The organism is Desulfovibrio sp. SGI.102 (assembly GCF_050314315.1).
Classification (GTDB): Bacteria; Desulfobacterota; Desulfovibrionia; order Desulfovibrionales; family Desulfovibrionaceae; genus Desulfovibrio.
Genome location: NZ_JBNPNC010000061.1, coordinates 1 through 12,776, shown reverse-complemented (window position 1 = coordinate 12,776; position 12,776 = coordinate 1). Strand labels below are relative to the sequence as shown.

Below are 12,776 nucleotides of genomic sequence, written 5' to 3'. Positions count from 1 at the left end.
CAGCAGGGTCACTTCATACATCTTGTCCACCAGCAAGTACTTGCGGGCGACCTCGCGCAGCTGCTCCGGCGTCACCTTGGCGGCCTTTTCCAGCAAACGCTTCTGGAAGTCCTGGGGCTGGCCCAGCAAACGTTCGCTGGCGGCCTCGTCGGCCCGCGCGCCCAGGCTCTGGCGACCACGATAATAGCTGCCTTCCATGCGGTTCAGGCCCTTGGCCAGCAGCTCGGCGGGCAGCAGATCGGTCTTGATGTCCTTGATGATGCCGCTGAAGCCCTGCCGGGCCACATCCAGATTGCGGGGCGTGGTCCCGATATAGAAGGCCATGAAACCGGCTTCGGGCAGGCTGCGGTAAAAGGCCGTCACCGTGTAGCCCAGGCCCTGCTCGTCACGCAGCTTGTTGAACAGCAGGCCGCTCTGGCCGGAAAGCACCGATTCCAGCAGCATGAGCGCCGGAGCGTCGGGATGGTCCAGCGGCACGGCATGGAAGGCCAGCAGCAGATGGGCCTGCTGGCGACCGGGCAGGGACAGGGGCAGACGCTTGTCGGCACCCCAGGTCGGCTGGGGCACATCCACGGCAGGCGCGGTGGGCACGGGCAGGCTGCGGGCAAAAGCCAGCACCTTTTCCCGGTCGAAGTCCCCGGCCACGGAAAGGATCCACGGCTGGGCATTCTGCTGCTTCCAGAAGGCCTGCACGTCCCCGGGACCGAAACGGTCCTGGTTCTCCGCCGTGCCCAGGCCGTCAAAGCCGTAGGGCTGGCCGCCGGGGAAGAGGAAACCGTTGATCTTGGAACCCATGAAGCTCATGGGATTGTCCTGACGGCGCACCAGGGCCGCCTTCAGCGTATCGGCCTGACGGCGCACGTCCTTTTCGGCAAAGGTGGGCTTGTGCAGCAGATCGCCCAGCAGGGCGAAGTAATCGGCATTGAAGCGGGCCGGGCCCGTCAGGGAAACGGTGAAGCTCTGCACGCCCGCCGAGGCACTCAGGGAAGCGGCGCGTTCGGCCACGAAGCGTTCCATGGCATCCAGGTCACGCGTGCCGCAACCGTCGGTCAGGGTGGCGGCCGTGAGCTGGGCCAGGCCCTGGTCGGCAGGCTTGAGCAGCGCATTGCCGCCGGGGCGCAGGATCTCCAGCGACACATAGGGGATGGTGCGGTCCGGCTGCAGGATCACGGTACGGCCCTGCCCCAGATCGACGATCTCGCGCTTGCCCACCTTTTCCGCGGCAGCAGCGGCCTTTTGCCGCTCCACGGCAGGCGCGGGCCAGTTGCGCTGCAAAATGGCATCCAGATCGGGCAGCTTGGCCTTTTCGGGCGCCAGCACGCGCACGCGCACCTGGTCGGGGCGCAGCCAGAGATCCTGGGCCTGACGCAGGCGCGCGCTGTCCACGGCGGCCAGCGCATGACGCACATTGGCTTCACCCTGCGGCCCGCCCAGCTCGAACTGTACCGTGGCCTTCCACGAGGTCAGGCCGTCCAGGGTCTCGCTGGCGCGGTCCATGCCGTCCTCGTAATTGAAGCGGGCCCGCTCGATGACGTCGGGCGTGATCTTGCCGGCGTCCAGCGCGGCCAGATCGCGGGTGAACTCCTGCCAGAAAGGCTCAACCTTGTCCGCATCCAGCTGGGCGACCATATAGAACAGGCCCGCGCGGTTGAGGCTCATGTTGCCGACGCTGATGCTGTCCACCAGCTGCTTCTCGTAACGGTACTTGCGATAGAACTGCGAGGTACCGTCGCCGCCCAGCGCATAGGCCAGCACGTCCAGGTCGATGGAGCGCTGGTCGCCCAGGGCGGGGGCAGGCAGGGCGATGCCCAGATAGACCTTGTTCCACGGCCCGTACGTCACCTCGACACGGGGACCGCCCGCGGCGCCTTCCAGCTGCACGGGAGCGGGCTCGGGCAGGATGGTGTCGTTCTTCAGGTCGCCGAACAGCTCTTCGGCGTGGGCCAGCACGGCCTTGGGATCGATGTCGCCGGCCACCAGCAGCATCATGTTCTGCGGCTGGTACCAGGTACGGATATAGGCCCGCAGGTCGTCCGCGGTCACGGCCCGGATGGTCTTTTCAAAGCCGATGATGGGGCGCCCGTAGACCGTGTGGGCCAGGCCGGCCACCTGCAGGTCCTCGAACAGGCGGCGGGTGGGCGTGTCGTCACCGCCCTTGAGTTCGGAAACGATGACGTCCTTTTCCGCTTCCAGCTCGGCCGGATCCAGCGAAGGATGGAAGGCCATGTCCTTGACCACGTCCATGCCCGTCTTCCAGTGCTTGGCGGGCATGTCGGTGATGAACCAGGTCTTGTCGAAGCTGGTGGCCGCGTTGAGGTAGCCGCCCAGGGATTCCACATCCCGGGCCACCTGCCCCTTGGGACGCTTCTCCGTACCCTTGAAGACCATATGCTCCAGCACATGGCTGATGCCCGCCTGCTCGGCGGTCTCGTTGGTGGAACCCGTGCCTACGAACAGGCGCGTGCAGACCAGCGGGAAGCGGCTGTCCCGGATGATGTAGACCGTCAGGCCGTTCTTGAGGCGGACGAGCATGGTGTCGTTACCAGAGGTTGAAGGATTGGCCGGGGCGGCCTGCGGCGCGGCAACGGCGAGCTGCGGCAAAAGCAGGATCCCCAGCAGAAGGATGAGCAATGCATGGCGAGAAATGCGCAGCATGGGTACTCCTTATGAAGGGTTGCGGACGTCTCCGGCCCCTCCGAAGACATCCGGGGAACAGCACGGACCGGTCCCCCTGCCTGACGGCAGCCGGTCCTGCATCCTCCGTTTTCGGACAGTAATGTCAGAAGGCCCGCCTGACAAGAGCCGAAGCCCCTGTGTGATGACGGGCACGAAAGCCGAAGCGACGGGATCCGTGCTCCCCTGCCGCCATGCATAAAAAAAGGAGGGGCGTCCCTTGCGGAAACATCCCCTCCCCTGCATGTCGATGATGCCGGAACTAGCCGCCCAGATAGGCTTCCTTGACCTTGGGGTTCTCCAGCAGTTCCTGGCCGGTGCCCTCCAGCACCACGCGGCCCACTTCGAGGATGTAGGCGTAATGGGCCACGGAAAGGGCCGCGAACGCGTTCTGCTCCACCAGCAGCACGGTCATGCCGTCCTCGTTGATGCGGCGGATGATGTTGAAGATCTCCTTGACCAGCAGCGGGGCCAGACCCAGCGAGGGCTCGTCGAGCATGATCATGTCCGGACGGCTCATGAGCGCGCGGCCCACGGCCAGCATCTGCTGTTCACCGCCCGAAAGCGTGCCGCCCTTCTGCCAGTGGCGTTCCTTCAGGCGGGGGAACAACGCATAGACACGCTCGATGTCCTCGTTGATGCCGTCCTTGTCGGTACGCGAATAAGCGCCCAGGCGCAGGTTCTCCACCACGGTCAGATGAGGCAGGATGCGACGGCCTTCCGGCGAAAGCGAGATGCCCCGCCGCACCATCTCCTCGGGCTTGAGGCCGATGAGGGAGACAGGTTCGTCGCCTTCCTTGCGGGTCAGCGAGATCTCGCCGCTGATATTCTTGTTCAGGCCGGCGATGGAACGGATGATACTGCTCTTGCCGGCGCCGTTGGCGCCCACCAGCGTGACGATGCTGCCGCGCTTGATGTCCAGGCTGACACCCTGCACGGCTTCGATGCCGCCGTAACGAACGTAAAGATCCCTGATTTTCAGCATACTACACCACGTCCTCGCCCAGATAGGCCCGGATGACCTCGGGATTGCTGCGAATGGCGTCCGGGTCGCCGTGTGCGATAAGCGCACCGTATTCCATCACCCAGATGTACTGGCACACGCCCATGACCACCTTCATGTCATGTTCGATAAGCAGGATGGTCAGGTCGAAATGGTCACGGATGGCCTGGATGAAGTGCATGAGCTCGATACTTTCCTGCGGGTTCATGCCGGCGGCGGGTTCGTCCAGCAGGAGCAGACGCGGTTCCGTGGCCAGGGCACGGGCGATCTCCAGGCGGCGCTGCGCCCCGTAAGGCAGGCTGCCCGCCTTCTCGTCCATGTATTCGGCCAGGTTCAGATGCTCCACCAGGTCGCGGGCCTTGTCCGTGATGGCCTTTTCTTCCTTGTAATACGTGGGCAGGCCCAGCGGCGCCATCCACCAGGGGCAGCGGCGGCGCACATGACAGCCCACCATCACGTTCTCCAGCACGCTCATGTGCGGCGAAAGACGGATGTTCTGGAAGGTACGGGCCATGCCCATGCGACAGATCTCGAACGGCTTGCGGCCGCGGATGCTCTTGCCCGCAAAGCGCACGTCGCCTTCCTGCGGCGTATAGAAACCGCTCAGCACGTTGAACAGGGTGGTCTTGCCCGCACCGTTGGGACCGATGACGCCCACGATGCTGCCCTCGTCCACCTTCAGGGAAAGGTCGCTGACGGCCGTCACGCCGCCAAAGCGCATGGTCACGTTTTCAGCCGTCAGGATGGGCTGGACTTTGCTTGCACTCATGCCTTGCGCCTCCCCAGCGAAAAGATGGTTTTCCAGGTGATCTCACGGGTGCCCATGATGCCCTCACGCCGGAACAAAATGATGGCCAGCAGGATGAGCGAGAAGACCACCATGCGCATGCCGGGGATGCCCGGGATCTCGAACACGCCGAAGTCCATGGGCTCCTCGATGGCGCGCAGCCATTCCAGCAGGATGGTGACGATGGTGGCGCCCAGCAGGCTGCCGGTCAGCGAGCCCAGGCCGCCGGCCACCACGAACATCAGCACGTTGAAGGTCAGCAGGAAGTTGAACATCTTGGGGTCGATGGTGGACAGGTGGCTGCCCAGCAGCGCGCCGCCCACGCCCGCGAAGAAGGCCCCCACGCAGAAGGAGAGCACTTTGTAGCGGAACACGTTGATGCCCATGACGCCCGCGGCGATCTCGTTATCGCGTATGCAGCGCAATACGTTGCCGAAATTGCTGAATATGAGCCGTGACAGCACCACCAGCGTAATGACTGTCCAGATGTAACAGGTCAGCAGGGTCGCCTCGCCGGGGATGCCCTTGATGCCCAGCGAACCGTTGGTGATGGACGTGGCGTTGACGATGACCACGCGGATGATCTCGGCGAAGCCCAGGGTGGCGATACCCAGGTAGTCGTCACCCAGCCGCAGCACGGGCACGGCGATGATGAAGGCGAAGATCATGGCCACCAGACCGCCGGCGATGACCGCCACCCAGAAGGGCGTATGCAGCACCGAGAAAGGCCAGATGATGGGATCCAGGATCCACATGATCTCTTTCTGTTCCGGCAGCAGGGTACACAGGGCGCCCACATAGGCGCCGATGGCCATGAAGCCGGCATGGCCCAGCGAGAACAGGCCGGTGAAGCCATAGATCAGGTTGAGCGACAGGGCCAGGATGGCGTTGATGAAGATCAGTTTGAGGATGTAGATCTGATAGTCGCCCATATAGGCCTCGGCCTGGGTCAGGGCCAGACCGAAGATGACGATAAGCGCGATGTTGAGCAGGGTCGTTTGATTGAAGCGCATTAGATCTTCTCCTCCATGCGCTCGCCCAGCAGGCCCGTGGGCTTGAACACAAGCACCAGCACCAGCAGGATGAAGGCGAAGGCATCACGGAAGCCCGAAAGCTCCGGCATGAAGGCCACGGTCATGATTTCCACAAAGCCCAGGGCCACGCCACCGATAACGGCGCCGGGGATGGAGCCGATGCCGCCGAACACGGCCGCGATGAAGGCCTTGAGGCCGGGCATGATGCCCATGTAGGGGTGCACCTGCGGATAGCGCAGGGCCCACATGATGCCCGACGCGGCAGCCAGGGCGGAACCGATGAAGAAGGTGAAGGCGATGATGTTGTCCACCCGCACCCCCAGAAGACGCGTGGTCTCGATATCCTTGGAGATGGCGCGCATGGCCAGGCCGGGCTTGGTGTGGTGCACGATGTAGAGCAGGAGCGCCACCAGCACGATGGTCATGACCGGCACGAAGGCCGTGAGTTTGAGGATGCGCACATCACCGAACTGCCAGACCGAGAGCAGCCAGTCGGGCTGCAGCACGGGCCGGGGCTGGCCGGTGAAGACCACCACGGCCAGACTTTCGATGAAGAAGGAAACGGCGATGGCGCTGATGAGCGCCGAAATTCTGGGCGCGTCACGCAAGGGCCGGTAGGCCACGCGTTCCACCACCACACCCAGCACGCTGGCGCCGAGGATGGCGATGATGGCGGCCACACCCCAGGGCCAGCCATAGGCGAAAGTGCCGAAAAAGACGAAGTAAGCCCCGACCATCAAGATATCGCCGTGGGCAAAGTTGATCAGGCGCAGAATGCCGTAGACCATGGTATAGCCAATGGCGATCAGCGCGTAGAGCGAGCCTAGCGTCAAGGCGTTGAAACAGTGCTGCAAAAACATGTCAAGGGTCATGGGGCCACCTGGAAATAAGCTTTATCCCGCCCGAAGGGGCGCGAAGACGGAACGGCGGGGCCCGTCGGAGCCCCGCCGTGAACAGACGGATTCCCTTACTTGGGAGTGACTTCGGTCAGATAAACGCGCTTGCCGTCCTTGTACTCAATAATGCCCACGGGCATTTCGGCGTCGTGGCTGGCATTGATGGTCAGGGTACCCAGCGGGGTCACCAGGTTCTTGGTCGCGGCCAGGGCCTTGGTGATGGCGGCGGGTTCGGCGGAGTTGGCGCGCTTGATGGCGTCAACGATCAGGAACAGACAGTTGTAACCCAGGGCGCCGTTCACGTTGGTTTCCTTTTCAGGATAGGCCTTGTTCCAGGCTTCGGTGAACTTTTTGGCTTCGGCGCTCATGTTGGGCATCTTGGCATCGTAGGGGAAGGTGGTGTGCAGGAAGCCTTCCGCAGCCTTGCCAGCCAGCTTCACGGTGTCGGGGTTGTCCATGGCGTCGGCGCCCATCAAGCGGAAGGTGGCGCCCAGTTCGCGGGCCTGCTTCATGATGATGGCGCCTTCAGCGAAGTAGGCGGGCATGAAGACGATCTCGGGCTTTTTGGCGATCAGTTCGGTGAGCTGGGCAGTGAAGTCCTGGTCACCGGAGCTGTACTTGAGGTTGGCCACCACTTCGCCACCCAGCTTCTTGAAGGAGCGGGTGAAGAAGCTGGACAGGCCCACGGCGTAGTCGTTGGTCATGTCCATGAGCACGGCGGCCTTGCGCAGGCCCAGGTTCTCATAGGCATAGGTGGCGGCAGCGGCACCCTGATAGGGGTCGATGAAGCAGGCGCGGAAGTAGTACTTCTTGCCCTGGGTCACCAGGGGGCTGGTGCAGGAGGTACCCACGCCGGGCACCTTGGCCTTTTCGGCCACTTCAGCACCGGCCATGGCCAGAGAGGAACCGTAGGTACCGATCAGGGCCACGACCTTGTCGCGTTCCACCAGGCGCTTGACGGCGTTGGCGGCTTCCACCTTGTCGGACTTGTTGTCCACCACAACCAGTTCAATGGGGCGGCCCAGCACTTCAGGCATGTCCTTCAGAGCCAGCTGCACACCTTCCAGCTCGAGCTGGCCGCCAAAGGCATTCTGACCGGTCAGGGGCAGGTACACGCCGATCTTGATGGGTTCAGCAGCCAGGGACTGGCCGGCCAGCCCCAGGGTCAGAGCCATCAGCGCCAAGCCAACGAATTTGCCCAGTTTCATAAATCATCTCCCAGGTCTTGGAGGGTGAAAGAGCTCGCCCCGGTGATCCTTTTCCAGGGCTATTCCTGTTGAGATACACCAAATCCCCCCATTGCGCAATTTGCCGGTTGAATTTGGCCATAAACCCCAAGCCGAAAAATCTCTGCGCATGACCTCATGCAAAATGGTTCATCCGCAGTTGAAAAAATTTATCCTCTTTCACGCCAAGCGCCAAGGCCTTTTTTCGATAATTTGCGTTTTGATTTTTTATTACACATAACATATTGTAATAACATTATTTTTTAAACAATCCCCCATAGTGCTCCATGGTTGAATAAATCTCATCTCTGCCCCGTATCCTCCTGCGCCGGCCGCCCTGTCCGTATTGACGAAAGCCCATGAAGAAAGGAATATCCCCTTCTCGACATATATCTGTCCGCATCCCCTGCCCTTTCGGGCGGGATCTCCAAGGAGACAATGTGACGCTTCCCGACAGCAAAAACCGTCAGCGTTCCCGCAGCATCGCCCGCGTCCTCAACGATGACGCCAGCCTCATCAACATCAAGACCTTCGCCATCGCGGCCCGTTACATGAGCTTCAAGGCCGCTGCCCGGCATCTTGGCCTGACCTCCGGCGCTGTCAGCCACCGTATCGCCCGCCTGGAAAAGGAGCTGGGCTTCCCGCTGTTCAACCGCCTGACCCGCGCCGTCTCCCTGACACCGGAGGGCGAGCGCCTGCGCGACGTCTACCTCAATGCTTTCCAGAAGATCTATGAGGAGATCACCCAGCTGCTGCAGGACGACTTCAGCTCCCTGACCATCTATGCCGCCCCCAGCCTGGCCCTGGCCTGGCTCATCCCCCAGCTGAGCGACTTCCAGCAGCGCTACCCCTCCATGCAGCTGCATGTACGTACCGGCAACGCTCCCATAGATTTCCACGGGGACTCCACGGTGGACGTGGCCCTGTATTATGCCGAGAGCCACGTCAGCGGCCTGACCTCACGCAAGTTCATGGACGAGGCCACCCTGCCCGTCTGCTCCCCCGAGTACGCGCAAAAGCACGACCTGATAGGCCATCCCGAGAACCTGCCCGCCTGCACCCTGCTCCATGACTCCGCCGCCTGGCATTATGCCGCCACCACGGCCGAATGGCAGGAATGGGCCGACAGGAACCATGTGGACATCTCCAACTGCCTGAACTTCGTCACCTTCGACCATACCTACGGGGCTTCCGTGGCCGCCAGCCACGGCCTGGGCGTGGCTCTGGGGCGCTGTAGCCTCATCGCTCCCCTGCTGGCGGAACAAAAGCTGGTCACCCCCTTCCCCGACCTGCCGCCCACCACGGCGTTCCGCTCCTACTACGCCGCCTGGCCCCGTCATACCAATCCTTCCCCCAAGCTCCAGGGCTTCCTGGACTGGCTGGAAGAAAAAGGCCAGCAGAGCAATGCGGCTCTTGCCCGCCTGATGCACGCCTAGCAGGAAGAGACATTTGAGCGAGGGGGAAAGGAGACCTTTTTGGAAAAAGGTCCTCCTTTCCCCCTCGCGCTCCCCTCTTTCCTCCCAAAAACTTTTATCAGGCCACAAAAAAAGGACGCCAAGGCGTCCTTTTTTCATGGCCGCGGGATGGCCGCTGCCATCCGCTTCCCGCATTATTCAAAAATCACATTTGGACCACGCGCCCCGGGGGCGGGCCATGTTTCCAGGATACGGTGCCTCCCCGTATGGCGGATTTTGGGGAAGGAGGGGCATGGGGAGGAACCCACTTTTTGCCGCAAGCAAAAGGGGGCTCCTCCCCCGTTCAGATTCCTACTTCTGCCAGCGGGCCGTGTAACGGGCCAGAAGGCGCAGCGAGGGGCGGGAGAAGCGGTCGAAGTCGGCGGTGAGTTCCAGACCGGGGACCAGGGCACGCACCACAGGCATGTCCAGATCCTTGCGGGAGATGTCCACATACAGGGGCGTACGGCCCTGGGCGCACAGCGTCTTTTCCAGCAGCTTGCAGGAAGCTTCGGCCGACGGCAGACTGTAGTCGGGCAGATCTTCCAGCCAGCGCACCGGCAGGCCGCCCAGAGCGGGCCCCGTCGGTTCGCCATACGGATAGGGCCAGGGCACTTCGGTCAGGGCCGCCAGCGCGGCCCGGCTGCCGCACAGGTTGGCGCCCGTGGCCTGTGCCACCTCGCCGCGACGGCTCATGGCGAAGCAGCGGTAGACCGGCACGCCCAGCTCCGTGGTGATGTCCTGGAACTGGATCTGGATGCCGCGGGCCGCGTAATCGTCCAGCAGGGCCTGCAAACGTTCGTCACGGCTCTTGAGCACGAAGCAGCCCTCACGGCTGAAGGGCGTGGTGGCCTCGGCGTCACGCTCCACGATCTCCGTGAGCGCCGCCAGCCGGGCTTCGGCCTCGGTATTGCCGGAGGCCAGGCCCGTGGAGCCACCGGCCAGGAACAGGGACTGCTCGTCCAGATTGCAGAACAGGAAGACCGCCTGCGCGGGCACCAGCACGGTCTTGCCCTCGGGATCGCGGGCCTCCAGCCAGTACAGGGGCACATAGTCCTCGAAAGGCGTTTCCAGCGGCAGGGAGGACAGGGGCAGGAAATCCTTGCCCTGGGACCGCAGCTTGGCGCAGGAAGCATGGATCAGCGGCATGGGCCGGCGGCGGTTCGTCACCTCGAAGGTGTGCTCGCCGGTACGGACCACGCTCACATAGCTGCTGGCCCGTTCCACGATCTCCATGGCGTAGGAGGCCCGGGCCGCAGCCAGGGAAAGACCGCGCCCGTAGGCCGTGGCCTCGCCGCGCAGACTGTGACGCATGCGGCCGCAATCCACGGCCAGATCCACCTTCCAGGAGCGCAGCAGCGCGATGGGAGACAGCGAAGCCTGGTGACGCATCTCCTGCCCGGCCAGGACGTCGTTCTCCAGCAAAGCATTGACGGCCTGCTCGTAGGTCTCCTGTGCCGGACGGCGCTCAAGGCGCGGCAGGTCTTCCGCCTGCATGCGGGCGTATTCCCGCTCCAGCATCCCGGCCCGGGCCCGCAGGCCTTCGCGGCAGACCTCCAGCTCTTCTTCACTGTAGGGCAGTTCCAGCTCCAGTTCTTCCCAGTGCGGCAGCATGTGGTGCCGGGCGATGTTGTCGGCAAAATGGGCGCTCCAGGCCTGCATGAGGCCAAAGTCCTTCCGGCTGGCAGCGCGCAGATAGATCAGGGAGGAGGACAGTGTCAGCCGCTGCAGGGCATCTTCGGGGAAGCCATCGCAGCAATGGGCCAGCTCGGGCACCAGCAGCGAGCACTCCAGCAGCAGGCCGGCAAGCCCCATGCGCCGGAAACTGTCCGTCTCGCGGTCGTACAGTTCATCGGCCAGATTTTTGATCTCCTCCGGCGAACGGCGGCTCAGCTGGCGCAGGCAGTGCTGGCGCAAAAAATCATCGAAGGGCGTGGCCTCCAGACGGGCCAGCGCCTGGGGCAGGGTCAGGGATGCGGGCGGCTGGCAGGAAAAATAGCCGGTCGTGGCCTGGGTCGTCTCGTGGGTATAGGCATAGGCGATGCCTTCGGGGATCACGGGCATGGCGTGGAAAACCTCATGGCAAAAAGATGGCGACAACATCCCGGGGCGTGCGGCCCAACGCCGGAGGCGCGACCGGCCCGTCATCCGCCGACAAGGCGGGATGGGGGATGCCGATACGGCCCTGCAGGAAGACAGGGGCACGGACACAACGGCAGGAGACAGAGGCGGCAAGACCGTGAAGCAACGGACACGGCCGCCCCTCTCCCCGGGACAGGACGGGCGGAAGATAACAGAAAAGGGGTGGGCCAACAATGGCCCACCCCTTGAGGTTCCGTAATCCGGAGTGCGGATTAACGCTTCGAGTACTGGTAACGAGCGCGGGCAGCGCGCAGACCGTACTTTTTGCGTTCCTTCTTACGCGCATCGCGGGTCAGGAAGCCGGCCTTCTTCAGGATAGGACGAAGGGCGGGATCCACCAGCAGCAGGGCGCGGGAAATACCGTGACGCACGGCTTCGGCCTGACCGGCCACGCCGCCGCCAGCCACGTTGACGCGCACATCCAGCTTTTCAGCCAGCTTGGACAGCACGAGGGGCTGACGGATGATCATCTGCAGGGTCTTGCGGGGGAAGTAATCTTCAAAGGCACGACCGTTCACCGTGATGTTGCCGGAGCCAGCGTAGACGCGGGTGCGGGCAGTGGCGGTCTTGCGGCGGCCGGTGCCGTATTCGAATTTGTCGCTCATGACGTGCGCTCCTTAGTAAGGCAGGGTCAGCGGCTGCGGGTTCTGAGCCGTGTGCGGGTGTTCGGGACCCGCGTAAATCTTGAGCTTCTTCAGCATGGCGCGGCCCAGACGGTTCTTGGGCAGCATGCCACGCACAGCGGCCATGAGCACGCGCTCGGGCTTGGAAGCCAGCATATCGCCCAGGGAGGTGGTCTTCAGACCGCCCACCCAACCGGAGTGGCGATAGTAGTTCTTGTGGGCCATCTTGGTGCCGGTCACCTTGATCTTTTCGCAGTTGACCACGACGATAAAGTCGCCGTTGTCCATGTGACGGGCAAATTCGGGCTTATGCTTGCCGCGCAGGCGGTGGGCGATCTGGCTGGCCAGACGACCCAGCACCTGATCCTGGGCGTCAACCACAAACCATTCGTGGTTGATGTCTTTCGGGGTGGGGCTGAACGTCTTCATCGGGATGAACTCCTCATCTACTTATCTCAGTAGCCATCAAGCGGCGGAAAATCCGTCTGCGACGTGCCGCCTAACGGGTGACGACAGTATCGCTCACAAAGAAAGCGCTCTTTATCGCAAAGCGCGCAACTTGTCAAGCATTCACGACGGAATGCCAAATTTGTGCCGTATTCCAGACGGCTGCGGGTTGGTGTATATCAAAATGCTCCGGCTGTCATCCTTTTTTTGCCAAAAATTTGTACCAAGACAAAAACCATTTGAAAATATTGGTATTTTGCGACCCGCTTTTACGGGGCCAGCAGCTGCTGCCCAAAAGGCGGACAGACTGCCCCCCAAAAGGCACCGGTCCCCTACCCTTTGGGACTCGCGGATACGAACGGGGAAAAACGCGGAAAGAACTGCATGTTCCGACCGCTTCCCCAAGCTCACGCAGAAAAAGATCTGGGAGAAAGGGGCCCCGATCCACACGAGTCCCCCTTCTCCCAAACAGGTGCCTCCATGTCGGCAAC

The 12,776-nt window shown here is 62.8% G+C and carries 10 protein-coding genes; 1 reads left to right on the top strand and 9 read right to left on the bottom strand.

Going from position 1 to position 12,776, the window contains the following annotated elements:
* The 6 genes from ACQRCJ_RS10870 to ACQRCJ_RS10845 all read right to left on the bottom strand — a co-directional run.
* A partial coding sequence (locus tag ACQRCJ_RS10870; protein WP_427799792.1) for a M16 family metallopeptidase occupies positions 1-2,655 on the bottom strand: 2,655 nt, incomplete at its 3' end.
* Between the two features lie 280 nt (positions 2,656-2,935).
* Positions 2,936-3,658, bottom strand: coding sequence for an ABC transporter ATP-binding protein (locus ACQRCJ_RS10865; RefSeq protein ID WP_006004328.1), 723 nt, complete (start codon positions 3,656-3,658; stop codon positions 2,936-2,938).
* A 1-nt stretch (position 3,659) separates the two neighbouring features.
* Positions 3,660-4,445, bottom strand: a complete 786-nt coding sequence (locus ACQRCJ_RS10860; protein WP_168934853.1) for an ABC transporter ATP-binding protein — start codon at positions 4,443-4,445, stop codon at positions 3,660-3,662.
* Positions 4,442-5,476 carry a branched-chain amino acid ABC transporter permease gene (locus ACQRCJ_RS10855; RefSeq protein WP_168934852.1) on the bottom strand — a complete coding sequence of 345 codons (1,035 nt, stop codon included), beginning with the start codon at positions 5,474-5,476 and terminating at the stop codon, positions 4,442-4,444. The genes ACQRCJ_RS10860 and ACQRCJ_RS10855 overlap by 4 nt, the downstream gene beginning before the upstream one ends.
* Entirely contained in the window at positions 5,476-6,369 is an 894-nt protein-coding gene (locus ACQRCJ_RS10850; protein WP_006004323.1) for a branched-chain amino acid ABC transporter permease, read from the bottom strand. The genes ACQRCJ_RS10855 and ACQRCJ_RS10850 overlap by 1 nt, the downstream gene beginning before the upstream one ends.
* A 95-nt stretch (positions 6,370-6,464) precedes the next feature.
* Positions 6,465-7,601: an ABC transporter substrate-binding protein gene (locus tag ACQRCJ_RS10845; protein WP_168934851.1), complete on the bottom strand. Its 1,137-nt coding sequence runs from the start codon at positions 7,599-7,601 to the stop codon at positions 6,465-6,467.
* A 458-nt stretch (positions 7,602-8,059) separates the two neighbouring features.
* On the opposite strand from ACQRCJ_RS10845, the gene dsdC reads away from it, so the two are divergent.
* Positions 8,060-9,055: a DNA-binding transcriptional regulator DsdC gene (gene dsdC, locus ACQRCJ_RS10840; RefSeq protein WP_168934850.1), complete on the top strand. Its 996-nt coding sequence runs from the start codon at positions 8,060-8,062 to the stop codon at positions 9,053-9,055.
* Between the two features lie 330 nt (positions 9,056-9,385).
* Here dsdC and ACQRCJ_RS10835 read toward each other — a convergent pair whose 3' ends face one another.
* The 3 genes from ACQRCJ_RS10835 to rplM all read right to left on the bottom strand — a co-directional run bounded on the left by ACQRCJ_RS10835 (position 9,386) and on the right by rplM (position 12,267).
* On the bottom strand, positions 9,386-11,137 hold the full coding sequence (locus ACQRCJ_RS10835) for a YcaO-like family protein (RefSeq protein WP_418735305.1): 1,752 nt from the start codon (positions 11,135-11,137) through the stop codon (positions 9,386-9,388).
* Positions 11,138-11,427: 290 nt separating this feature from the next.
* Positions 11,428-11,820: a 30S ribosomal protein S9 gene (gene rpsI, locus ACQRCJ_RS10830; RefSeq protein ID WP_006004313.1), complete on the bottom strand. Its 393-nt coding sequence runs from the start codon at positions 11,818-11,820 to the stop codon at positions 11,428-11,430.
* Positions 11,821-11,832: 12 nt separating this feature from the next.
* A complete protein-coding gene (gene rplM, locus ACQRCJ_RS10825) occupies positions 11,833-12,267 on the bottom strand; it encodes a 50S ribosomal protein L13 (RefSeq protein WP_072331677.1) in 435 nt (144 codons plus the stop codon).
* Between the last annotated feature and the right edge of the window lie 509 nt (positions 12,268-12,776).

What these genes read in the sequence shown, in the direction of transcription:
- ACQRCJ_RS10865 (WP_006004328.1), bottom strand. Translation starts at nt 3,658, where the DNA reads ATGCTGAAAATCAGGGATCTTTACGTTCGTTACGGCGGCATCGAAGCC.
- ACQRCJ_RS10860 (WP_168934853.1), bottom strand. Translation starts at nt 4,445, where the DNA reads ATGAGTGCAAGCAAAGTCCAGCCCATCCTGACGGCTGAAAACGTGACC.
- ACQRCJ_RS10855 (WP_168934852.1), bottom strand. Translation starts at nt 5,476, where the DNA reads ATGCGCTTCAATCAAACGACCCTGCTCAACATCGCGCTTATCGTCATC.
- ACQRCJ_RS10850 (WP_006004323.1), bottom strand. Translation starts at nt 6,369, where the DNA reads ATGACCCTTGACATGTTTTTGCAGCACTGTTTCAACGCCTTGACGCTA.
- ACQRCJ_RS10845 (WP_168934851.1), bottom strand. Translation starts at nt 7,601, where the DNA reads ATGAAACTGGGCAAATTCGTTGGCTTGGCGCTGATGGCTCTGACCCTG.
- ACQRCJ_RS10835 (WP_418735305.1), bottom strand. Translation starts at nt 11,137, where the DNA reads ATGCCCGTGATCCCCGAAGGCATCGCCTATGCCTATACCCACGAGACG.
- rpsI (WP_006004313.1), bottom strand. Translation starts at nt 11,820, where the DNA reads ATGAGCGACAAATTCGAATACGGCACCGGCCGCCGCAAGACCGCCACT.
- rplM (WP_072331677.1), bottom strand. Translation starts at nt 12,267, where the DNA reads ATGAAGACGTTCAGCCCCACCCCGAAAGACATCAACCACGAATGGTTT.